At 46.5% G+C, this 23,556-nt stretch carries 24 protein-coding genes and 1 pseudogene; 21 read left to right on the top strand and 4 right to left on the bottom strand.

The annotated features are described in order from the left end of the window. Positions 1-181: 181 nt before the first annotated feature. A complete protein-coding gene (locus tag ICC18_RS21985) occupies positions 182-1,918 on the bottom strand; it encodes a glycoside hydrolase family 2 protein (protein ID WP_188176595.1) in 1,737 nt (578 codons plus the stop codon). A 160-nt stretch (positions 1,919-2,078) separates the two neighbouring features. Here ICC18_RS21985 and ICC18_RS21990 point away from each other — a divergent pair, with 160 nt between their 5' ends. Next, positions 2,079-2,915, top strand: coding sequence for an AraC family transcriptional regulator (locus ICC18_RS21990; RefSeq protein WP_188176596.1), 837 nt, complete (start codon positions 2,079-2,081; stop codon positions 2,913-2,915). A gap of 129 nt (positions 2,916-3,044) precedes the next feature. Here ICC18_RS21990 and ICC18_RS21995 read toward each other — a convergent pair whose 3' ends face one another. Further along, on the bottom strand, positions 3,045-3,425 hold the full coding sequence (locus tag ICC18_RS21995; protein ID WP_188176597.1) for a hypothetical protein: 381 nt from the start codon (positions 3,423-3,425) through the stop codon (positions 3,045-3,047). Positions 3,426-3,481: 56 nt separating this feature from the next. On the opposite strand from ICC18_RS21995, the gene ICC18_RS22000 reads away from it, so the two are divergent. From ICC18_RS22000 to ICC18_RS22060, 13 genes and pseudogenes are all read left to right on the top strand, one after another. Next, a complete protein-coding gene (locus ICC18_RS22000; RefSeq protein ID WP_188176660.1) occupies positions 3,482-3,769 on the top strand; it encodes a hypothetical protein in 288 nt (95 codons plus the stop codon). Between the two features lie 447 nt (positions 3,770-4,216). Beyond that, positions 4,217-4,477 (top strand): hypothetical protein, encoded by a 261-nt coding sequence (locus tag ICC18_RS22010; RefSeq protein ID WP_188176599.1) that lies wholly within the window; start codon positions 4,217-4,219, stop codon positions 4,475-4,477. A 218-nt stretch (positions 4,478-4,695) separates the two neighbouring features. Continuing rightward, the gene (locus ICC18_RS22015; protein ID WP_188176600.1) at positions 4,696-5,823 is read left to right on the top strand and encodes an NADH:flavin oxidoreductase; all 1,128 of its coding nucleotides are present in this window, start codon (positions 4,696-4,698) and stop codon (positions 5,821-5,823) included. A gap of 258 nt (positions 5,824-6,081) precedes the next feature. Then, a complete protein-coding gene (locus ICC18_RS22020) occupies positions 6,082-6,840 on the top strand; it encodes an AAC(3) family N-acetyltransferase (RefSeq protein WP_188176601.1) in 759 nt (252 codons plus the stop codon). A gap of 632 nt (positions 6,841-7,472) precedes the next feature. After that, positions 7,473-7,565, top strand: a pseudogene (gene rpsR / locus ICC18_RS33910) (30S ribosomal protein S18); the annotation flags it as partial. A 177-nt stretch (positions 7,566-7,742) separates the two neighbouring features. Further along, the gene (locus ICC18_RS22025) at positions 7,743-8,987 is read left to right on the top strand and encodes a hypothetical protein (RefSeq protein WP_188176602.1); all 1,245 of its coding nucleotides are present in this window, start codon (positions 7,743-7,745) and stop codon (positions 8,985-8,987) included. A 64-nt stretch (positions 8,988-9,051) separates the two neighbouring features. Beyond that, entirely contained in the window at positions 9,052-9,777 is a 726-nt protein-coding gene (locus ICC18_RS22030) for an ABC transporter ATP-binding protein (RefSeq protein WP_312029583.1), read from the top strand. Then, positions 9,764-10,516 (top strand): ABC transporter permease, encoded by a 753-nt coding sequence (locus ICC18_RS22035; protein WP_188176604.1) that lies wholly within the window; start codon positions 9,764-9,766, stop codon positions 10,514-10,516. The genes ICC18_RS22030 and ICC18_RS22035 overlap by 14 nt, the downstream gene beginning before the upstream one ends. Before the next feature lie 12 nt (positions 10,517-10,528). Then, positions 10,529-11,956 carry a sensor histidine kinase gene (locus tag ICC18_RS22040; RefSeq protein WP_188176605.1) on the top strand — a complete coding sequence of 476 codons (1,428 nt, stop codon included), beginning with the start codon at positions 10,529-10,531 and terminating at the stop codon, positions 11,954-11,956. A 20-nt stretch (positions 11,957-11,976) separates the two neighbouring features. After that, positions 11,977-12,672 carry a response regulator transcription factor gene (locus ICC18_RS22045; protein ID WP_188176606.1) on the top strand — a complete coding sequence of 232 codons (696 nt, stop codon included), beginning with the start codon at positions 11,977-11,979 and terminating at the stop codon, positions 12,670-12,672. A 313-nt stretch (positions 12,673-12,985) separates the two neighbouring features. Next, on the top strand, positions 12,986-13,483 hold the full coding sequence (locus tag ICC18_RS22050) for a DinB family protein (RefSeq protein WP_188176607.1): 498 nt from the start codon (positions 12,986-12,988) through the stop codon (positions 13,481-13,483). A 269-nt stretch (positions 13,484-13,752) separates the two neighbouring features. Continuing rightward, positions 13,753-14,082 carry a DUF3139 domain-containing protein gene (locus ICC18_RS22055; RefSeq protein WP_188176657.1) on the top strand — a complete coding sequence of 110 codons (330 nt, stop codon included), beginning with the start codon at positions 13,753-13,755 and terminating at the stop codon, positions 14,080-14,082. A gap of 92 nt (positions 14,083-14,174) precedes the next feature. After that, a complete protein-coding gene (locus tag ICC18_RS22060) occupies positions 14,175-14,459 on the top strand; it encodes a hypothetical protein (protein ID WP_188176608.1) in 285 nt (94 codons plus the stop codon). Between the two features lie 118 nt (positions 14,460-14,577). On the opposite strand, the gene ICC18_RS22065 is transcribed toward ICC18_RS22060, so the two are convergent. After that, positions 14,578-16,362 (bottom strand): SgrR family transcriptional regulator, encoded by a 1,785-nt coding sequence (locus tag ICC18_RS22065; protein WP_188176609.1) that lies wholly within the window; start codon positions 16,360-16,362, stop codon positions 14,578-14,580. 109 nt (positions 16,363-16,471) lie between these two features. Here ICC18_RS22065 and ICC18_RS22070 point away from each other — a divergent pair, with 109 nt between their 5' ends. The 6 genes from ICC18_RS22070 to ICC18_RS22095 all read left to right on the top strand — a co-directional run bounded on the left by ICC18_RS22070 (position 16,472) and on the right by ICC18_RS22095 (position 22,227). Then, positions 16,472-17,761: an MDR family MFS transporter gene (locus ICC18_RS22070; RefSeq protein WP_188176610.1), complete on the top strand. Its 1,290-nt coding sequence runs from the start codon at positions 16,472-16,474 to the stop codon at positions 17,759-17,761. A 39-nt stretch (positions 17,762-17,800) separates the two neighbouring features. Beyond that, complete coding sequence (locus ICC18_RS22075) at positions 17,801-18,793, top strand: aldo/keto reductase (protein ID WP_188176611.1); 993 nt, start codon at positions 17,801-17,803, stop codon at positions 18,791-18,793. Between the two features lie 448 nt (positions 18,794-19,241). After that, positions 19,242-19,892, top strand: a complete 651-nt coding sequence (locus ICC18_RS22080; RefSeq protein WP_188176612.1) for a FusB/FusC family EF-G-binding protein — start codon at positions 19,242-19,244, stop codon at positions 19,890-19,892. A 138-nt stretch (positions 19,893-20,030) separates the two neighbouring features. Beyond that, positions 20,031-20,747, top strand: coding sequence for a hypothetical protein (locus ICC18_RS22085; protein WP_188176613.1), 717 nt, complete (start codon positions 20,031-20,033; stop codon positions 20,745-20,747). Positions 20,748-20,859: 112 nt separating this feature from the next. Continuing rightward, entirely contained in the window at positions 20,860-21,714 is an 855-nt protein-coding gene (locus tag ICC18_RS22090; RefSeq protein WP_188176614.1) for an MBL fold metallo-hydrolase, read from the top strand. A 189-nt stretch (positions 21,715-21,903) separates the two neighbouring features. Continuing rightward, positions 21,904-22,227 (top strand): GNAT family N-acetyltransferase, encoded by a 324-nt coding sequence (locus ICC18_RS22095; RefSeq protein WP_223192756.1) that lies wholly within the window; start codon positions 21,904-21,906, stop codon positions 22,225-22,227. A 178-nt stretch (positions 22,228-22,405) separates the two neighbouring features. Here the strand turns inward: ICC18_RS22095 and ICC18_RS22100 are convergent, their stop codons facing one another. Then, positions 22,406-22,780: a DUF2243 domain-containing protein gene (locus ICC18_RS22100; RefSeq protein ID WP_188176615.1), complete on the bottom strand. Its 375-nt coding sequence runs from the start codon at positions 22,778-22,780 to the stop codon at positions 22,406-22,408. 174 nt (positions 22,781-22,954) lie between these two features. Here ICC18_RS22100 and ICC18_RS22105 point away from each other — a divergent pair, with 174 nt between their 5' ends. Next, a complete protein-coding gene (locus tag ICC18_RS22105; RefSeq protein WP_188176616.1) occupies positions 22,955-23,545 on the top strand; it encodes a hypothetical protein in 591 nt (196 codons plus the stop codon). Positions 23,546-23,556 lie beyond the last annotated feature (11 nt).

The following is a 23,556-nucleotide window of genomic DNA, read 5'->3' on the forward strand; positions in this document are numbered from 1 at the left end:
AGGACAGTATCGAGAGAATGCAGACGGCAATGCACATGATCATCATGAATGAGAAGCATGATTTTAAGAGGAAGGGGCTATCCTCACTTGGGATAGCCCCTATATTGAAAGGCGGTGTTTCGCGGAATACTGAGGGGCAAATCCGCTCAGTGCTAGATTTACGAGTGCCCCTATTGTGAGATTATTGCAGCGTGGAGCCCCAGTTGTATGGATCGGCATGTCCGGTGTAGATGCCCTTGACCACGCGGTAGGCGAGTTTGGGTTTGCGGTATTCGTTGACTAACCCCTTGTTGTTGAAGGAGCGGGCACGGTCCCTGAAGAAGGCACGACGGCTCTGCAGGTCGGCGCGGGTATCTGCAAACTGCCAGATGTACGTGCCGCTAATCTTTGGATCGGATCGGAAGAGCTTCAGGGCCCGGCTGATCAAATCGGCCTGGTAGTCTTCGCTGAACAACCTGGGCTCCCAGCCGGAGTCGCCGTAGACGCCTGCTCCGCCAAACTCGGTCATAAGTACCGGGGTGTTCTCCGCGCCAAACGCCTTGCAGCGCTCTTGGAAAGTCTCGAGCATCACTTCGAAATCGGCGTGCCCGTAATACCATCCGCCATAGTAGTTAATGCCGATGACGTCAAATAGTCCGAGGCAGATGTCCTCCATCGGAAACATGGTGGCATAAGCTACAGGCCGTGACCGGTCCTTGCTCCGTACGAGCTCCGTCAGCTTAACGGACAGATCGTAAGCCTGTTTGGACCGTGTATCAATTTCGTTATGGACAGACCAGAACAGGATCGAGGGGTGATGAAGATCCCGTTCGATCATCTCATCCATCATGGTGAGCGCACGCTGGACAAAGAGAGGATCGTCTGTGTCTTCCGCGGGCAGGCAAGCACCCCAGATCGGGATCTCGCTCCAGAAGAGAACTCCCCGCTCATCCAACAGATCGAGCCAGTATTCGCTTTGGGGGTAATGGGAGCCGCGTACGGTGTTACAGCCCATCTGCAAGATGATGTCGAGATCTTTGGTCATCAGTTTGTTCGGGAAAGCAAAGCCCCATTCCGGGTGCTCCTCATGGCGGTTGACTCCCTGCAAGTAGAGCTCCTTGCCGTTCAGCAGAATCTTCTTCTTTCTGGACTCCACGGTGCGGAAGCCTATGCGGTCCGTCAAGTCATCCTGGCTTGCTACGGCACGGATAAGGTAGAGTTCAGGTTCTTCCGGCTTCCATCGTCGCAGTCCCGTCCAAGCTTGGGCTACGTTCAATTCGACGTTGCCGCCAGCAGGGACATGAACCGTATCCGAGTAGAACACTTCCCCGTTTCGGTACAGGGATACGGGGACGTCGGTTGATGCATTCCCCAGAGACCGGAGGGTAAGTGCGATCCGGACGTCGGCGCTGAAGTCGCCAGTCATGTCGTAAGTAATCCGCATACTTCCGATCGAGATGTCAGGCAAACGCTGAAGCTCCACAGGGCGGATGATGCCGCCGTAATGAAACCAGTCCACTACGTGGGTCGGTATGGTATTGCGCTCCAGCGTGCTGTCCGTCCGGACGATGAGCTCATGCTCTCCGGCGGTGGCGTTCTGAATGGTGAAGCCAAATGGGGTATAGCCGCCGTAATGATAACCTAAATGCTTCCCGTCCCAATAGACATCGGCATGGCCTAGTACAGCATGGAACAGGAGCCGAAGATGGCCTGCTTCCTCGCAGGTGATCCGGGTGCGGTACCATGCGACTCCTTCGTAGTCGAATTTGCCGAGCTCGTTGTTCCAGCATGCAGGCACCGGCACCTGATCGCAGCCGGATGGGAAGCGCTCATACCATCCTTCGGACACTCCTACATTGTTCTTGTCAAAAACGAAATCCCATAATCCATCAAGCAGCTTAAATTCCCGAAGCCGGTGTTGTTGAAAAGTCCGGATCATAGCTATCATCTCCAAGTTATAATGTCATTCAGAGTGGGTTGTTCCACTCTTGTACATGTGGAGTGTAGCACCTGACGTATCAGAGGGACAATGGCAAAAACAAACCGAATCGTTTATCATAAACGATACAGGTTAGATTCTGCTCGGAGGAGGAATAAGCATGGAATATTCTCAGGGGGATTTGGCGGCACATATCCATTGGGTGCTCGCCAAGCCGGCGGTGCCTGGTTGGGAGGATATCCGGCGGACAGTTACGGGGCATACTTTTTACTATATCTACAGCGGTAAGGGGGTATTCCGTCGCGAGGAAGGAGACGAAGATGTGGAAGGAGGCACCTTAGTTTATCTGTGGCCAGGCATGCCGCTTTTCATGAAGTCTTCTATTGCGTATCCCTTGCGGATGACGATGCTGCTCTTCGATTGCGCTTTGCTTCGGAAAAGCGGGAACGGCTGGGAACCGCCAGAGCCGGTTGAGCGGTTGCAGCTGCCGTTCCTCATGCCTTTGCAGAAAGACCGTATGGGTAGAATCGGCATGCTTTTTCAAGAGGCGGAGAGTGAGTGGGTGCCGGGGGACCCTGGGCGTGAGGCTCGGGTAAAGTCCGTTTGGTACCGATTGATCCAAGAGCTCCACGAAGCGGCGGAAGTAGAGTGGAGCGAGGGAATGGAGGAAGGACTGGCTGTGGCGCTTCGCCGATTAAAAGAGAGTCTGGATCGGGGATTTGCTTCGGAGTTGCGTATCGCCGAATTGGTGGAGCAATCCGGATTCTCCCCTGCATACATGCGCAGAACCTTCGCTGCCCGGTACGGGTGCAGTCCTAAGGAGTATCTGGACCGGCTGCGCAACGAGCAGGCGGTTCGCCGACTCCTGTACACGGGGGATTCCGTATCGAATATTGCGCGGGCTTGCGGTTACCTTGACGTCTATCAGTTCAGCAAAGCGTTCAAAAAGCGCAACGGCTTGGCGCCGACCGAATTTCGGAGGGAGCGGGGGGGCTGATGATTTTGCGGCGATTCGTCCGTATACAGACTGCGAAGTAAAGTTTAAACAAGAACTGTCACAAATATAAGAAAAAACCAATACCATATCTGATCTTGTTGTGGATTCGCTAATCGAATTTATAGAAATTTATTTATTTGATGTGGATTTTACTAATTCAAAATAAACATATACTTCTTCAAGGTTTTTTGCTTTTTTCACGATTCCTTTTGTATCACAAATAATGATTGTTGGGAATTCTGATAATTTTAGTTTTTTTCTTAGTTTAACGTCTTTCGGTTGACTGTCGTATAATCCTATAGTTTCAATAAGTTCAATATTACTATCTGAATTCCAAAACTCGGTAAACTTGGTGGCCATTTCTCTTTCACTTTTTTCTCCAATTATATGAACCGTGTACTTACCTTCGGCTGTTGCATATAATGAGCGGATATCTGCATCATTATTACTGCAACCAATATTAATTAACAGAATAATTATGCAAAAAAAGATTGTTAAATATATTTTCACTTTATTCACCACACTTTACGTATTGATAGGACATTCTTGAGTAAATTTGAAAAAACATGTTATTAATACCTAATTTGGTTGTGAGGCATTACCAGATCGAAGCAACTTACGTCGGTTGCGTCTGGGCGATCTTTTATGCCGTCTGCGTTCGGTTCTATGAAGCGGCAGGAGGAATAATAGACAATTCGCATACGTTTAAAGACCTTGAATCGGTACAAAACGCTAGTTATGCAAGTTACTTCGCAGGCGTTATCATTTTGGTTTGCGGATTCATCTTACTTGGGCTCGTCCAACCGTGGGGCAAGGTCGTGCCAGCGTGGATGCCGTTTATGGGGGGGGGATAAAGATACACCGTCTTTTTGTACTAGTTCCGACCCTTCTCTGCACTGCCTTTTTAATTGCACATGGAGTCACTGGGATATTTACAAAGATTCTTTATTTGACGGGTTTCATAGAACTTAACTTTCCTCATTTGATTGTATTCGATATGCAAAAATTGGCTTTATGGGATCTATTGTTTTACGAGCCGTGGTTTCTCATCATGGGCATATTTGCTGCTTAACAGCTGCCCATTACGCCCAAGCTTCAGGTGTTCCTATTCCTGCTTTTAGACGAAGCTTGCTGGTATTTTTGGTAATTGTCTTTCTGATGACTACGCTTTTTGCCTCCTCTATTATCTTTGACTTCGTTGATAAAATAAGCTTTTAACTATTCTAACAACCTTTCATTGCTGGCCGAAGAAGGGATATAACATGATATGAAAAATCTGGTGCTGTCAAAGAAATAGGGATATGCAGCATCTGTCGCCGGCTCTTGAATGTGTTTACCACATTCATCCTGAATTTGAGGATGAAGAGAGAAACGTTATTCTGAGCGATATTCTGGAACAAGGACAGCGACTTAAAGTAACATTTGAAGATAATACATCTGTTGAATCTGAAATGAAGTACGAGAAAGCTTATATAATCGATCATCCAACTGGTGAGGTAACAAATAGTTCAAAAGCTAAAGTGGAAATTTTTAATAATCAGAACGAAGAACTTCTAGAGTAGGTAATGACATCGGTTGACACTGAATTCACACTGAGGGCTTGCTCTCCTCAGCGGTAGAAGAGGCTGATGTCAATTTATTTACAGAAAAAAGTAAGTGAAAAGTAGTGATTTTGGAAAAAGTATGGTATAGTAAATCCAATAACTGTAATGATTAATATGACAGTTTAAGTGGCAAGCTTATGAAACCAGAATTTACTCATAATGGAGGTAATGTTAAAGTGAATAATCAAAAAATCCAACCTGCCTCCAAGCTAGGACCTTTATTCGAGTCCTTCAAGCTTGGAACTTTGAACCTAAAGAATCGGGTCGTCATGGCTCCAATGACGAGAGCCTTCTCTCCCGGAGGAGTGCCGGGTCCTGATGTAGCCGCTTATTACCGTCGCCGTGCTGAGAACGGTGTAGGGCTTATTATTACGGAGGGTACCCTGATCAACGATCCGGCTGCCACCAATAATCCGAATATTCCGAATTTCCATGGGGAGGAAGCGCTGAAGGGTTGGGCTCGCGTCGTCGCGGAAGTACATGAAGCCGGCGGGCTGATTATGCCGCAACTATGGCATATCGGCACGGACCGTAAGGTAGGAGCCGTTCCGAACCCGGAAGAGCTGCCGATCGGACCTTCAGGCTTGGATCTCGCGACCGGAGAAAAAGTCAATGAGCCGATGAGCCAGGAAAGGATCGATTCCGTTGTTGCCGCTTACGCACAAGCGGCGGCGGATGCCAAACGGATCGGCTTTGACGGGGTTGAGCTTCATGGCGCCCACGGCTATTTGATCGATCAGTTTTTCTGGGAGAGAACGAACCAGCGCACCGATAGCTATGGTGGAGACCTTGTGAAAAGAACCCGTTTTGCGGCTGAAATTATTGCGGCTTGCCGTCGCGCCGTAGGACCCGATTTCCCTATCTTACTGCGGATATCGCAATGGAAATCAAGTGATTACGAGGCGAAATTGGCAGCCAATCCGGATGAACTGGCCAAATTCCTTGCGCCGCTTGTAGAAGCGGGTGTTGATGTATTTCACTGCTCGACCCGCCGCTTCTGGGAACCGGAGTTCGCCGGTTCCGATCTGAATTTCGCAGGCTGGGTTAAAAAATTAACCGGCAAACCTACAATCACTGTGGGCTCCGTAGGTCTGGATAATGAGTTTCTATCTTCGTTTAGAGGGGAAAACGCAGGTACGGCGAATGTGGATGCCTTGACCGACAAGCTTAACAATCGAGAGTTCGATCTGGTTGCAGTCGGCCGTGCGCTGCTGGTTGATCCGGCATGGGCGGCTAAGGTCCGCGATGGCCGGCTTGAGGAGCTGAAGCCTTTCACCCCTGAAGCGCTGCGTTCGCTATCTTGATTCTGCTGTAATTCTAACCTTTTGTTTATATGATCGGGCACTCCGAGTTAGTGGGAGAGCCCGTTTTTTTTGTTTGACGTCTTAACCGTTTAGTTATAAACGTACTTTCCAAAAAAAGTGTGTGGTAAACTATTCATATGTAATTGATGGACTTAAACAAACATTTGCCAATAAGTGTTTTGAAAACACGTGATTACAGAACAGTGACAATTCAAAAAATGGATTAGAACGATCGTTTAATTGGGGTGATGGATGTTCATGTCAGTTTCAAAAAGTGATATTGGAAAAGTCATTGATGGAGGAGCAGAAACAATTGTTCAAGGTTTCTTAAATGAAGAATGTACTTTACTTGTACCTACATTTTCAGATGCGTTTAGTGTATTCCCTCCAGAACATCTAAGACCATCCCAAAATGGTTGCGGTGACTATAGTTGGTTAACTAACGACAATTCCAAAGAAATGAATAATATTTATTCTCCAACGAGCAATGAAGTAGATATAGAGATGGGTGCTATTCCCAAAACAATACTGAGGTTGAAAAATCGACTACGAGGTAATCACCCATTAAATTCATTTACTGCATTTGGTTCATATGAAGAAGAATTGATATCGAAACAAGCTCCGTTAAATGTATATGCACCACTAAAAGCCATTGCTGAACTTGGTGGATATGTTGTTCTTATGGGTGTTAATTTTAACCGTTTGACATTAATTCACTTAGCGGAGCAAATGGCAGGAAGAAATTTGTTTAGACGATGGGCTAAAGATTCTAAAGGTTTAACAATTGAGGTTGAGATTGGCGGAAGCTCTGAGGGTTTTATCAAATTACAGGATGTTCTTATGCCAGTTACTAAAAAAGTTAAAGTTGGCCAAAGTGAATGGAACGTACTTGATGTAAATTCAATGCTAAAGATTTCAGAAAATGCCATAAGGAATAATCCTCTGATAACACATAGTGGTGATTATAGATGTGATCGCTGTAATGATGCTGTTAAGGGCGGACCCATATTAGCATGATAAATGGTTCGGACACCTGACCCATCTGATCGCCGAGCGACAATTATTCAACTCAGTGAATCGGCCCCTTCACTGATAGCAGAAGCTCGAACGGCAATGGGCAGGGATGCCGAGAAGGTGCTGGAACCAAAGTCTTACGAAGAACGTATTTATTTAATGCAATTGCTAGATATTTGAAATACAAATAATCAACAACTGCAACATTCTCAGTACTCATAGTAACATGGCAATTAGCAAAAGAAGTATGTAAAAACTGAATGAAAAAAAAGGAGCTTGGATATGGAGGTCATGGATACAGAACGGCTGGTGCTGCGAAAATTTATAGAAAACGATTGGCGGGATTTGCATGAATATTTGTCCGACCCCCAATCTTGCCAGTCATGCCCTAGAAGTAAAGAAAATTAATAATAACTTACATGAACGAACTCATTAGCTGAACATTGAACTAACGAGGAACGATAGCCCCATAAATGAAAAGAAGCAGGCTGCCGGTCAATCGGCTAGGTGAGAGGGAATAGGTTTTTGAATCGTTCTATAATGGTCTGAACTCGGATCAACAGCAGCTGATCTTATCCGCTTTTTTTGCTGCAAGCAACCCATCAATGGGCAAGATTGGATTAAATAAAGTTAACGTTACGGGTACTTCCACGAAGTAACAACGTGCTCTGACAATCGCGATCAAACGCGCTCGTACAGTAGCATTGCTTCCGTACACAACGGAATAAGCAGTAAAGACAAGACAGTTGGGAAACCGGTTGTCTTTTTATTTTACCCAGGGATGGCAGAGGAGGCAGGAGTTTATACTTTGTTAATAAACGATTTAGAGGGATTCAATAAGCTTGGTTTAGAATAAGTAGTAAGGAAACGTTTCCCCCTAATTCTTGCTTAAAAGGAGAACCGAAATGAAATTAAGTAAAAAAGGATTAACGGTGCTATCATTTACAGTTGGCGCTTGCTTGTTTGTCTCGACGGCATTCGCTGATTCGCTGCTCGGATCCGGGTATGACTCGTTGAAGGGTTCCGCGAAATCGACGGCTGCGATGATGGAGAATGGCTTAGGCAGCTATACGGTTGAGACGCTTTATACGCTCAAAGATAACGATAAAATTCTAGTGCAGTCCTCCGAGGTCAAAAAGTTTGATACGGTCAATAAAATGTCCGAAAGCAATCGCGTGACTACAGAGACTGATGGCAAAACGACTAGCAACTATTCGTATGAAGATGCGAAAATTTCCGCTTGGAAAAACAGCGCAGAGAATAAATTCTACGTTATGGAATATCCAAAGGATCTAAAGCGACGTGCACCGGGGGAGTTCAACAATCCATTCAATGAAAATGGCGCAGCGGAGATCGAGAAGATTGTAGACGCTGTGGTCGGTAACCTGAAGGATTACGTTCAGGTCGAAGAAGGAGCAAACGGCAGTAAAGTGTATGCCGGCAGCTTGTCCGAGGCGCAGGTGCCTGCGCTTGCGAATGCAGTAGCTTCTTTCGGCTTTAAGCAATCGCTGAGCCATGAAACGGAACTGCCGACGATTAGCAGCGATATCTTCGTAAAGAAGGTTGTAGGTTCAGCGGTTGAGAATAAAACAGGTTATCTAGAGAATGTTACTGGTGATATCACTTTGTCGGGAAAAGATAAAAATGGCGTTCAGCATGATCTTACACTGAATGTGGTATTGAAGCTGTCCGAAGTAGGCACGACGAAGGTTGTGAAGCCGGACCTCACGGGCGCAGACGTAGAGAAAGTGAGCAACTCCAATGGGCTCAGCAGCAAATACGTAGGGACCTATAAGAACAACATCGTGATGGACAAAGACGGGAAGTTCGTGAAAATCGGCGAAAGAACGGTCGAAATTATAAGCGTCGATGGGGACAAAGTGACGGGTAAATATACAGAAATCGTCTACCCAGGCTTCGAAAGCTACTATCCGGAGAAAGATACGTTCAATTTCGAATACAGCCTGTCGTCATCGAATCAGGCGTTCACGTACATGAATGCCAAGGGTGAGCAGAAGAACGGAATGATTCACCCGAACGGTACAGGCAAAGTGTATGTAAATATCAACATGGAAATCACCAAAGACAATTCTTACAAATCTAAGATGAAGCCATTCGTTGATGGCGAGTTTAATCGCGTATTTGAATAAAGCGAACACTTCAGGAGGCTGCGATCCGCGGCTTCCTGAGCATTTTTTGAAGGAGTTGAACAAAGTGACCGTCAAGGCGATTGAAATTAGCGGATTGACCAAGTCGTTTAAGAACGGCAGGGGTATCAGCGAATTGAACCTGGAAGTCGATCAAGGGGATGTCTTCGGATTCCTTGGCCCGAACGGGGCGGGGAAGACAACCGCCATGAAAATGATTACCGGGCTGATGAAGCCGGACCGCGGCGACGTAAAGATTTTTGGCGCCAGCGTGACCGAGGATTATGTGAATGCCATGAAGCATGTGGGCTGCTTGATTGAAACTGCGGAGTCGTATCCGTATTTAACGGCGAATGAGAATTTAAAGCTGTTTGCAAGATTTTATCCGGATGTGGATCAGCGGCGCATTGATGAATGCCTGGAAATTACAGGCATGCTGAAATACAAGAATGAAAAGTCACAGAAGTTCTCCCTGGGGATGAAGCAACGGATGGGGATTGCTGCGGCTATTCTTTCCAGGCCGAAGCTGCTCATTCTGGACGAGCCTTTGAACGGGCTGGACGTGGAAGGCATGCTGGAGATGCGGAAGCTCATTAAGCAGCTTTCTCAGGAAGGAACCACCTTTTTCATTTCCAGTCACTTGATCCATGATGTAGAGTTAACCTGCACAAGAATCGGAATCGTCTACGGTGGCCGACTGGTCAACGTGGAATATACCGAGAACATTCTTTCTTATTATTCATCCTTGGAAAATTATTTTGTAAGCGAGGTGGATCGAAATGGCCGGGTTTAAAGCCGCATTCCTCAATGAAGCGGTGAAGCTGATGAAGAAGAAGAAGCTGCTGGCGGCCGCAATTTTGTCCACGCTAGCCGTGATGATCGGACAGCTTGCCGTCACAACGATTAAGCATGGGCTGGGACTGCGGGTCGTGGGCAGCGTTGAGTTTCCGATTGTTGTGCTGCAATTTTTCTCGTATACGATTTTGCCGCTATTTGCGACCTTCGTAGCGATCGATATGTTCAACGGGGAAACTTCTTCGAATACGATGAAAATTACCCTGCTTAGACCGGTATCGAGATTCGGCGTATTCAGCGCAAAAGTATTGAATTTGGCTTTATTTATTGCCGGTATTCTGTTGTTCGTGATGATCATTTCGATGCTGGCAGGCTTCATCTTTAATCCGTCTACCGCAAGCTTCGAGGGCGTGTTCAAGGTCATCGCGTCGTATGCATTAACCTTCTTCCCCGTATTGGTCTTTGCGCTGATTGTCATTCTCTTGGCGAATGTGATTCAAGGCGGACTAGCTGTCTTTTTCCTATCGATTTTAGTGTTTATCGCGTTTAATTTCCTGGGCATAGCGTTCTCGGCCTACTCCAGCTTTTTTGTGACCTCCATGTTCGACTGGTACTTCCTGTGGATTTCAGAGTCGATCAATGTATTCAAGATTTTGCGCCAAGTCTTGATTCTGGCAGGTTGTGGTATGATGTTATTTACAACTGGTTTTTATTTGTTTGACAGGAAAGATATTTAGAGAGGGACTTGCATGGACTTCACCAAACGTTTTTTTACGATGAACGCGCTGGCGATGCTGGCATCCATTAGCCTCACGCTGCTGGCGGTCGTGATTTTTATCGCGACCTATACGAAGGTATTCGGATACGAAGTGCAGTCGAAGGGATTGCAGCGCGCTTTCGAGGTCCGGGCGGCGATAGGCGAGCTGCAGCGACAAGCGCAGATGGCCGGGTTCGACCAACTGCTCGATCAACAATACCAAAACGAGCTGACGAGGCGAGTGAACGTTCTAGGGGCCAGTGCCGTCCTATTAAAGAATCGGGAAGTCTTATATGCTACAAAAAGTTTCAGTAAATTCGATATTGAGAAAAGCTTAATTCTATCAGGGGAAGAAACGCATCCGGATACGATTGAGCTGGATGGCGACAATTATCAGTTTGCCCGCGTGGATTATAAGCTGCAATCCGGCGATATGGGCATTTTGTTGCTCCTGGCTCCGATTCAGATGAACACGGGCTTCTACTGGCTGCTGGGCGGCTTTACACTGGGCTTCTTCACGCTCGTCTTTCTCGTGATGAACTTATGGGTATCGTACCGGTTCTCACGGGGCATCGTTACGCCGATCTCACGGCTGAAGGCTGCGGCGAATGCTATTAGTGAAGGCGATTTGAGCCGAGGCATTGCCGAGGAGGGCGAAGGCGAGGTTCGCGAACTGTGCAGAACGCTAGAGCTTATGCGGATCAAGCTCAAGGAATCCGTCTATCTGCAGGAAAAATACGACGACAACCGAAAGTTCCTGGTGTCCAGCATTTCACATGATCTGAAAACGCCTGTGACATCCATTAAAGGATATATTGAAGGCATCATCGACGGTGTTGCCAAAACGCCGGAAAAGCTGGAGGAGTACCTGGAAACCGCCAGGTCCAAAGCGATTCTGGTGAACGCGATGATCGACGATCTCCTACTGTACTCGAAGCTGGATCTGAACCAGCTGCCGTATCATTTTGAGAAGAGTGATGTGCTGGCTTATTTCGAGGATTGCGTAGCGGATTATAAATATGAATTCGAGAAGGCGGACATCGCCATCGAGCTAATCAATGAAATGAAGGAATCGGTACAGGTCTTGATCGATCGGGAGCGGTTGAAACGAGTCGTTCAGAACATCCTGGACAATGCGATGACTTATGTAGAGAAGGGCCGAGGGCAGGTTATGATTATGCTCCGGGAGACGCGGACCTCGGTCATTATAGAGATAAGAGATAATGGAAAAGGGATACCGGAAACGAAGCTGCCTCACATTTTTGAACGATTTTATCAGGCGGACCCGTCCCGAAAGAGCGGCAGCGGACTTGGCCTGGCCATCGCTAAGCAAATTATTGAAGGGCATGAAGGAAAGATTTGGGCTACGAGCCAAGTGGGCGAAGGGACCCGGATCATGATATCGCTCAAGAAGTTCTAGCGTGTAGGGAGAGTTAGAAGATGAAGAAGATTCTGATCGTGGAAGACGACCAAAGCATCGCCAATCTGCAGCGGGACTATCTCGAGCTGAGCGGCTATGCCGTGAAAATCGTAAACAGTGGAACAGCAGCCCTCCAAGCACTCAAGGAAGAGGAGTTTGAGCTGATTCTTCTGGATATTATGCTGCCGGACATCGACGGCTTCGAGGTGCTGAGAAACGTCCGGGAGCAGGGCGATATTCCGGTGCTGCTCGTGTCCGCCAGGGCGGAGGAGATTTATAAAATTAACGGACTCGGTCTCGGCGCGGACGATTACATCACAAAGCCGTTCAGTTCGGGCGAATTGGTGGCTCGAGTTAGCGCGCATCTGAAAAAGTTCGAACGGATGAAAGAGCGGTTCGGCAAAGGCAACGAAGGTAACAAGCTGCAAGTGCGGGGCTTGGAAGTGCATAAGGATGCTCGCCGCGTGTTCGTGAACGGCAATGAAGTGATGCTAGCTCAGAAGGAGTTCGACCTGCTGCTGTTCCTCCTGCAGAACGCCAACCGGGTATTCGGCAAAGAGGAGCTGTTCGAACGCATATGGGGCTTGGACAGCTTAGGCGATGCGTCCACGGTGACGGTTCACATCGCCCGCATCCGGGAGAAAATTGAGGAGACGCCGTCTAAGCCGCAGTATATCGGCACGGTATGGGGCTCCGGATATAGGTTTATCGTATAATCGTCGCTCGAGAGGACGGGAGGCAGCCGGAAACGGCTGTTTTTTATTACCACATAAGAAAGTATAAGTTTTCGGTTCCCGAAAACCGCTTTCTTATTGGCGATAAAAACTTCCACTAAACGCGGTCGCACATCTTTGAATGTACGTCGATAGACGTTTTTCTCATGCGAAAAACACGAAAATCCAAGCGGGGCGCGGCTTCACAGGTACTTTCTTTTATAGTCCTGAGTTTTCTCAAATAACGGGCAGGGCACTTACAATATATGGTAGTATAGAATGGAGTACATTTCATATAAGGGAGTAGAGGGAATCTATGGTGAAACAACTGATCGTCGGAGACGCCATGCATGAGCTGGCCACTACGCGCCGCATCCTGGAGCGCTTGCCCGAGGAGCATATGACGTGGAAGCCGCATGTGAAATCTATGACGTTGGGCGGGCTGGCCACGCACCTGATCAACCTGCTGAACTGGCAAGTCGCGATTTTTCATTACCCGGAATTCGATCTTTCGACCGTGCCGCTTCGGCGGGAACCTTTGGAAAGACGCGAAGAAGTGCTGAAGGAATTCGACGCGAACGTCATCAAGCTTGAAAAGCTGTTAGCCGAATGCGACGAGAAGACGCTCGGCGAGGAATGGACCTTGCGGAACGGCGACCATATCATCCTGCGCCAACCGCGGGCTATCGCGCTTCGCACCTTCGGGTTAAGCCACATGGTCCACCACCGTGCGCAGCTCGGGGTTTATTTTCGGCTTCTTGATATTCCGGTGCCCGGCCTCTACGGTCCCTCGGCCGACGAGGAAGTCAAATGAACTAAGACGCGCCAATCAGTGGATTCATGGCGGCCCTTAAATAGTATCTACCTTAAGATATTTATTAGGTCGTTCAACTAACGCAGAACGATAGCTCAATCAATAAAGCATGATGGCAGATGATAGATAGGCTTTTTCTCTGAACGTATTATATAGTTGAATAACGAAGAAGCTGCCGGCACGATCGGTAGCTTCGTTACGTTTACTAGCAGATTAGTTAGTGAACAGAAAGCGTTGGGATGTAGAAAGGGGCTGAAGCATTGAAAATAATGAAATGGATACTAGCCATTTTAGTAATAGGACTTTTCATCACACCTTTCTTTTACGTACAAACGAACAAAAAAATGTATGCGAACAAAGTGACTAACTATCTTTTGAATGAACAGCATTACAAAAAGAATGAAATAAAATCAGTTAAAGGAATCTGGGGTATTAAATTACCGTCATTTTACACTATTGTTGTATTTGAAAATGAACCGTACGTTGAGTACATATATTTTGCCCATAATAATGTAATGCAGTTTAGCCATAACGTTACAGAAGAAGGTAAGCAATTAGGCATTACCGAATCAGATCTTAAAAATATTGCTGCGAAGTAAGCAATATAAATTGATTGTTCCCTAACGGAGAACGATAGGTTCAAGAACGAAATAAGGCTTCGTGATACGCTTTAATTAAGGAGTTCATTTTTATGAGATATTTGAAATGGTGCATTGTTTCTTTATTCATTTATAACCTATTAACAATTATGGCGTGGTTAATTGACGATTTAGGATGGAAAAAGGGAGTAACAGAAGGAAGTTACCAAATATACGCGAACTTAATTTCAAACATTCAATTCCTCATTAAAATCATTCTAGGAATGGATGATGTGATTAATTATAACTTTAGAGTTTTACCGTTTATTATAGGGGCTATTGTTTGGATATTTATCGCAATTTTGTTTTGTAAGCTGAAAAATCGTACACATCATTAAGCTAACGGATACAAGAACTTAATAAAGACACCTAAGGCAGCCAGGGTCGGCTGCCTTTTCTCAAGCATTTTTGCGCATAGCGTGCATACGTTTCGGTAGAGCGTGGCCCGGAATCCGATCACCCCATAGCCGCTTTTTGTTTGATCCATAATTTCGAGAAATCGATCCAACCGAAGGAGTCCAGTGAGACCCCTTTGAGCGCCGAATGATACTTGGATACCTTATTGATGTGATAACCGAACATGATCCAGTCCTCGTCCCTCATTCTCTGCTCGATCCGATCGATGACCTCACCCCGCGCTTTCGGTGTAGGCAATTGCACGAACTTGCGGAAGCACATTCCCAGCCATGCATGCTGCTCGTGATTGAAAAAACGGTGCAGGAAGCTCGACTCATCCTGAAATAATCGCAGATATCCCCACTCCGTATCGTCCTCGAGCGATTCGCAGATGAGCAGCAGATCCGCCTCACGGTCCGCGTCCGTTGAAAAGTAGTCAGCAAAGGGTATCGGATGAATGGTGATATGCAGTCCGATAGAATGACAGCGCAGCTGCAGCCACTGGGCGTCCTTCAAGAATTCCTTTTTATCCAAGTAATAAAGCTTTAGCGCTTCCCCGGAATATCCGCTTTCCCGAAGATAAGCCTGTGCTTCTTTAAGGGGCGCTTCCCCATCGTCGACATGCTTGCTCTTATCAGGCAAAAAACTGCTCGCCGGAGCCATGCGGTTCCCCTTCAACTCCCCAATGATCGCGGTGCGGTCGTAAAGAAGCCTCATCGCCATGCGGAAAGAAGGTTGATGATGAATGCCTTCTTTTCTAAAATTGAAAGCCACAAACTGGCAGCCGTCTATCAACGATTCGATTTCGGTCGTAGGGTCGTTCTCCTCTTGCCTTGCATCGTCCCAATTAGGGAGCTGGTATTGATCGTTCTGGATGTCATCCGGAATGAGCCACAGCTCCACCCGATCCAAGAGCGCTCTCTCCCGGTAAAAGTCTTCGAAAACCTCCAGAACCAGCACCTGGTCCGTGAACTCGGCCATGCGAAACGGTCCCGTTCCGATCATCGCTTTTTCCGAAAATTCAACGTCATGGGGAAGGATGGACATATAGAAAGAGCCGAAAAAGTGTAGGAATAACCGGTTAGGCTGCTTTAGATAAAAGGTAATGATATGATCGGACACGATGTCGACCCGATCGATCTCTTTATACTGCCAACGTGATGGAGAATGGACAGTCTCAAGCCGCTGCAGCGTAAACAGCACATCCTTTGCCGTAAACGGCCGTCCGTGGTGAAAACGCACTCCTTTTCTCAAATAAAAAGTCCACCTGCTCCCGTCCTCATTGCTTTCCCAGAAGTGGGCAAGGGCCGGAAGGTAGGTCTTGGTCTGGGGATCGAAGGCAACCAATGTATCACAAAATTGCTGAAGAAAAAAAGCCTCGGTCGAAGTCGATACGAAAGCGGGATCAAGAGAAGTAAGCTTCCTGTCCAAGGTTACCCGCAGAACATCCACGATGGCGGATTTTGTCTGTTCCACCTGAAAACCGAACCGGGCGCCGAGCCGAGCTCGAAGCTTGCTGCATAGAGGGATGGGCAAGTTTTTATGATAGAGCAGGTCCATAGCTTCTTTGATCTTATCTTTGGCCAGCAGGTCTTGAAAGTACTCATCCGCCACATCCCCTAGATCCCTCAAGAGAGTCATTTTGGACGAATTGCCTCGGCCAATCCCGGCCTGCCATTCGATAAATCCTTCCTCCAAGAGCTTACGCAAAATCAGCTTGACGTTGCGGGATGTACAGTATAGAACTTCCGTCAAATCCCGGGTCGTAATAGAAACGGTCTCTCCCTTGACCAGGTGGGGTGGGAGCGACAGCAGAATGTTCAGATAATGCTCGGTGGACTTCATCGCGCTTTCCGTCCTCCATTTCATAAAAGGTGAAGTTTTTGTTTTGATACTACTCTTTTTTTTCTACTTTTACAAGATAAAATAGAACTACATCAAGGGGGGAATGGAGATGGAATTTTTCAAGCTGCATCCGAACATCCGAATTCGCATTTTTACTTCATTTTTAAACCGGTCGGCGGGGACGATGATTTTCCCGTTTATGGCCATTTATTTCTCGGAAAAACTGGGGCAGGGGCTGGCCGGTATTTTACTCCTGATCACTCTGGCGGCGCAAGTCGTCATGAGCGTCTATGGAGGGTATTTGTCCGACCTTCGGGGAAGAAAAGTGATCATGGTTTCATCCTTGGGCATACAGTTCATCGCCCTCTCGATCATGACGCTGGCCAATTCATCGCTCCTGGATTCCGCATGGCTGACTTTTACCATGATGCTGGTGCAAAGCGCCTGCAATGGCATGATGAGTCCGGCCGCCGATGCGATGCTGATCGATGTCAGCACGAAGGAAGACCGCAGCTTCATGTACGCTATCCAATATTGGTCGGTCAATTTATCCGTCGCGATCGGATCCGTGTTAGGCGGACTCTGGTTCGCTTCACACCGGTTTGAATTGTTCGTCATGCTCACTCTAGCCTGTCTGATTACGCTGATATTAACTGCTTTTCGGATTGAGGAAACCTATCAGCCTGCTCTTAAGCATGGCCTGAGCGGGACGGGAATGAAGATTTTCCGTGGCATCTGGCACAATTATACGCCTTTGGTGAAAGATAAGCTCTTCATGTTGTATAGCTTGGGCGGGATGCTGCTGTACTCCATCGAGTTTCAAACGACCAACTACATAGGCGTAAGGCTGGAGCGGGAATTTGTCGCACGTCAGGTCGCATTTACGGATTGGTTTTCGTTTGAGCTGACCGGCATGAAGGTACTGAGTCTCATTCAAATCGAGAATACCGTTATGGTTATCTGCCTTTCCCTTTTTATTACGAAGCTGGTTAAGGCATTCAAGGATACGCTTGTGTTGTATAGCGGAGCTCTGTTGTACACGATTGGTTATTGCGTAGTTGGATTTAGCAATTCATTGTGGCTCATCTTGTTTGCCGTCCTTTTGGCTACGGCCGGAGAGCTGTTGTACCACCCTGTCAGACAATCCTATTTAGCAGAGATCGTAAAGGAAGACGCGAGAAGCTCTTACATGGCGGTCAACGGATTAGTTTTTCAATTGGCGCAGGCGGTGGGGGCTCTTGGTATCAGTATTGGCGCAGTGCTGTCCTCGGGCATGATGTCTTCCCTTTATTTCGTCATGGGAATCTCAGGTCTCATTCTTATCCGCTGGACTATCGTCCGGTTAAAAGGAGAAAGCCGGAGCTCCGTGAGGAAGTCATCGGTTACTGTAGAAGCGTAATTGAACTAACCAAATTTACATTTTAGGGAGGAAATGAACATGAAATACCGTAAATTAGGAAACAGCGGAACGCTCGTATCCGAGCTGTGCCTTGGCACGATGTTATTTGGGAGTTCAACCGATGAAGCTGAATCGACGCGGATGGTGCACCAGTTTCTGGATGCAGGCGGGAATTTTATCGATACGGCGGATTTTTATACCGGAGGAACCTCCGAGGAGATCGTAGGAAAGGCTATCGGCGGGCGCAGATCGGAGGTCATTCTGGCAACGAAGGTTGGTATTGGCGTCGGTCCGCATCCGAATGATCGAGGCAATTCCCGCAAGCATATTATGGATGGCATCGATGCGAGCCTTCGCCGGTTGAATACCGATTATATCGACTTGTACTACCTGCATGTATGGGATCACTTGACGCCGATCGAGGAAAGCTTAAGGGCGCTGAACGACCTCGTCACATCCGGCAAAGTCCGCTATATCGGCTGCTCCAATTTTCTAGCTTGGCATCTGATGAAATCACTGGCACATAGCGATGCCAAGAACTATGCCCGTTTTGTCGTGATTCAGCAGCAATACAGCCTGGTCAGCCGCGAAATGGACCGCGAGCATATGTCTTTATGCGAAGAGGAAAAGGTCGGCATTATCCCATGGGGACCGCTTGGGGGAGGCTTGTTGTCGGGCAAGTACGATTCGCTCGAAAAGCCGGACTTCGGCCGATTCTCCTTAGGCTTAAAAGGCGAGTTCGATATCAACCACAAGTTCACGCCGAAAAACTTTGAGATTGTTAATGCGGTTAAGGAGATCGCACGGCAAACCGAGAAGAAGTCTTCTCAGGTTGCCCTGAATTGGCTGCTTGGTAAAAAGGAGATCACGGCACCGATCATCGGCGCCAGCAGCCTTGCCCAGTTCGAAGATAACTTGGGCGCGATCGGTTGGTCGCTCACGGCTGAGCAGTGGGAGCATCTGGACCAGGTCAGCAGTCTGCCGAGCGAGTATCCGCTGCGGTCGCATGAGCGGTTTAAACGTACATTGTAAGGAGCATGAAGGGCGGCTGGAGTTAGTGGTGCGGAGACGAGTAGTAGGCAGATTTCGAGCGGCCTGATTCTTAAAAGCTCAATCCAATGTATAAGTATATTTCCAAAATCTGTATAATCGAGATTGGAGTCGTCCTTAGGAGTGCAGCCTGTTCCGATCGGGCAGATTACGTTAATTGTCGGGGAAGATAACCTATGCAATTAGCGCCTTGAAAAAAACGATTGATGGTATTATCATAATGGTTATGTATTCGGCGGGAGGTGGTAGACCATGGCAAATCATGTTGCCGGGACTAGCTTAACTCATGCAAAGCCTAATTATTGGGGCGATTCTTTGCATGGGGCGAACAATTGAGATAACATCGCCCAGGCGAAGCATGTATCGTTTCTAATAATGGGCTTTGCACCTTATTTTCATTTTCAATTAATGATAAGGGGCTGAGTAGGTCATGAACGGGCCATTCATTAGAAACCATCAGTATAATTTTATTAAAAAGCAAATCGGCTATCTGCAGCGCACGTGCCAAACCGTTTCCGACCGCAAGGTCGTAGAAGCCGTCCGGAGTAGCACGGAATTCAAGATTAAGGAGCTATTTCCGGATTCAGAGGGGATCCAAGGAGAGCTGTTCGGTAACATCCCTGCGCTGCAAACCGCAGAGGATTTCGAGCAATATCACCGGTCATTGGAATCCTATATGACAAATTTTCCGCAAGTTACGGAAAAACAGATCCGGAAGCTGTTCCATAAGAATAAAAAGTTGCCGATTCCTGATTTGACCATAGATTACCGGTATTTGACCTACCTCGGATGGATCAGCATCTCCACGGGTAAATTGTTCCTGGTGTACCCTTTAGACGGACAAATCGTAGGGATTGAAGGGAAGTTTACCCCAACGAACAAAAAAGGTGTCTGCTTTTTATGCAACAAGCATGAAGAGCTCGCGTTATTTACAGCGGTATCCAAATCGAGGCCGGCTCATTCTTCGCCGGATTATTACAAGGCGGTTGGTAATTACTTGTGCATGGACAGTCAAGAATGCAACAAGAACATCACGGATGTCACCGCGCTCGAAAGATTTATTCAAGACGTTTTGAAATAACGAAGAGAGCTGCTCCGGCAGCTCTTTTTCTTTCGAAACGATTTTCACGCCCTTACCGCATAACCATTGCCATCATATATGCATTCTGCAAGGTTAGAATTAAAATTGAAAATAAATTGCTGCTGGAGATGAGTCTTTATGAGTTATGATCTGCATATTACGAAGGCCAATAATTGGATTGAAAGTGAGAATCATCCCATCACATCAGATGATTTGTTAAAGATTGCTGAACTGATGGAAGCCTATAAAGGCATACCTTTTATATTGCGAAAGGGACGAATTACGCTATGCGGTGCAGATGACCGTGTCATTGGTCTAATGATTAAAATGGCTGAGAGAATAGGGGCCTATGTCCAAGGGGATGAAGGAGAATATTACGATAACAGTAGCAAAGTGTATCCCCCTCCGCCTGATTATTTACGCCAAGAATGTGAGCCCCGGCAGCATGTGCCAAGTGCGGTTATTGGTAATGATGGTTCGATTCACATCAACATACCCCGCCTCGTTAAAGAGGTAGATACAAAGCGTAATGAAGTTTTATGCCAACTTCATGGACAAAGTAACAACTGGCATGTCGAATTGGCACATATGGTCTCAGGTAAGGTGAATTGGAAGTTGACCTATATTGGGGATGAGACTTTCATCAAATCACTAATCTATGATATTACCAGCAACCATAGCAGGAAAATGGGTGCAATCAGCCGTTCCAGGGATAATGTACAAGGTCTTTTGTATGAATGGACCACTTATTTGGGTAAAAACGGCCGTTTGAGCGATGAGACAATTTTATTAAAAATAAAGTGGAATGATCGTGAAGATGAAATATCACTCCCAAAGCATGCGCTAACGGAATAACGATAGTTAAGAAGAGCAGATATGATTGTAAAATTATTTCATACAAGAGCGCCAATAAATTTTTATGGATCAACAAAGCGGCTTCTCCCAGCCGCAATAGGAGTGAGCGGAAATGCTTAATAAGCTAACTAAACGATTTGTATATATGCCCGCGGACGGTTCTGTTGATCGTCCGATCCTTGGTGCCGTCATTGGAGACGACCGGACGCTCTTCATAGACGCCGGCAATTCAGTCCGACATGCGACGGTGTTCCGCAATGCAGTGAGGAGGGAATATCCGTTGCGACCGTCGATAACTGCATTGACCCACTGGCACTGGGACCATAGTTTCGGCGCCGCTTGCGACCTCAATTCACCGCTCGTTGCTTCCGTTATGACGCACCAAGCTCTTCAAAAGCTGGTCGGGTTAGATTGGTCGGACGAAGCGCTGGACGAACGGGTTAGGCAAGGTACAGAGATCGAGTTCTGTGCAGATTATATAAAGAAAGAATATGATGGCGTGAATAGAGACATTCGGGTAGTACTTCCGGATACTACGTTTGCCGATACATTGACACTTCATTTGGGCGCTGTATCATGCCATATCCAGCGCATTGGCGGCGTTCATGCAGAGGATTCGTGCATATTGTATGTTCCTGAGGAGCGGGTGCTATTTCTCGGAGACGTACTAGGACCGGCGATCTACGATGGACCACGATATTATATTGCGCGGGATCTTCTTCGAATCGTAGAATTGATCAAGCAATACCATGTCGAATGGTACATTGAGTCGCACCATATGCCTGTGAACGCGGCGGAATTTTGGCGGGATATGAACGAATATTGCACGTTTGCAGAGCTAGTGATGGAGCTTGGTGACAATAAGCCTGGAATCGAACGCGAATTGGTGAACCGAATCGGCAGAGAATTGGTAGATGAGGATCGGGCGGTAATCGATCAATTTCTGCTCGGAGAGCGTCATTGTTAAGAGATTTATATTAATGGATGATATTCTATTGTGAAGATAGAGTAGAACGGAATGACCAAGACGACTTAATATAATAAGGGGTAAGTATATGCAAATTAGAGCTTTTAAAGAATCCGATAAAGATTTTATTGTTAGTCTTGCTTTACGATTTATGGAATTTGAGATGATGAGCTGGCGTGATCCAGGCAAATGGCAGAAGCACAGCTAAGGCTAGCCAAAGAATCAGTAGACAGTCTTTCTCCAGGCACGGAGATTTTTGTGGCGGAAGATGAAACAGGAGAGCTACTTGGTATCTTGGAAGTACAGCCTCATAAAGATAAATTGAACGACGTAGAACAAGGCTATACTGTGGCGATTACGGTTTCTCCGCAAGGTGAAGGTAAAGGAGTCGGCAAGGGACTCATGACGAAGGCAGAAGAGTGGTCAAGACAAAAAGGCTATCGACAGCTTATACTGAATGTCTTTAGCAATAACCATCGTGCTGTGAATTTCTATAAGCAACTTAATTATTAAATCGAAGTTGTGAAGATGGTAAAGGAGCTTTAGATTAGCCCAACCTCATTACGACGGAGAATGATAGTTGAGGAGCTTGCAACGATGTAGCTCCTCTTTCTCAATGAACCGAGGGACGGGGAGAATAATGGAAAGATAATCTGGCGTAACCTTATAAAGGCGGGGATACGTTATTCGGTTAACTAGTGATTTTCGAGGATCCTTCTTTCTTTATGCCATAAGTGACGAAAATGATACCCGTGACAACAAACACGGGTTCTAACCAATTCGCTTCAGGTCCATTTGTTATACGATGAATTTGAAAAATCCAATGAAACACTACAATATCAAAACTCAGGAATAGACCTGTCGCTACCGTGAACCCATTAAAAAAAGATTTTGAAAAGAATTTGTGGAATACTGCCATTAGAATCAGAAGGACAATGATACCGCAAAAAACTGCCCCGATACGTTCTAGTGGCGTATCAGCTTTAAGCCCCGCTGCAAAAGCTTCTATAACATGAAAGAAAAAATCAGTTACAAAAAAAGCAACGACGGCACCAATAAATTTCATCAGAACGTCTCCTTCTTTTACATCATCATATTAATGATTATATTGGTTTTAGTAATACAAATCTATTGTCTCTTTCCTTATTCAACAACAGGGAACGTTAATTCTAAAGGGTTGTGCTTCAGTCTGCATTAACGGGCAGAGCGCGCCTAGCCAAGCTAGGAAGGGGGTAAGACTTTGCAATTGTTGCGGAAACGGCAATTTTGGTTGTTTATCGCTTTTGCAGAACTTATTGCATTTATAATTGTGTCATGGGGGTTGATTGTAACTCGGCAGGAGGTTGCCCGTTACGAAGGTTATTACGACACGATGTTAGGTAATCAAGTAATGGTTTTGTTCACAGCCGCTCACGATAACGTTAGACTGCTGGAACGGTTAATCGCAGGTGAAACGTTATCCTTTGAGGAAATGACAAAATTACGTGATGGAACCCTTACGTTTTCGAAATCGTACAGTGATCTAAATGGTTTGGTAATCCAACGGTTGGGAAAACCTTCTGAAAAGCTTTCAATGGAACCTGCAGAAATAGCGTATGCGATGACACAATTCTTTGATAAAAGGGTACTGCTGCCCGACTCCGATTCATTTCAAATCGAAGGAATGGAAAAACAAATCCAATTCATGCATGGCATTCATCAGCAGTGGATAGATGCTTTTGGTGGGGGAAAATCCGTACCTGATCCGCATCAATGGAAGGAAATTGCGGAAGGTTTATCCATTGGAACAAAAGATAAGTCTTTGGAGCTGGAAACAATACTATTCCGGTGACTGGGATAGGT

Origin of the sequence: Paenibacillus sedimenti, assembly GCF_014534655.1 — a bacterium.
Lineage (GTDB): Bacteria > Bacillota > Bacilli > Paenibacillales > NBRC-103111 > Paenibacillus_E > Paenibacillus_E sedimenti.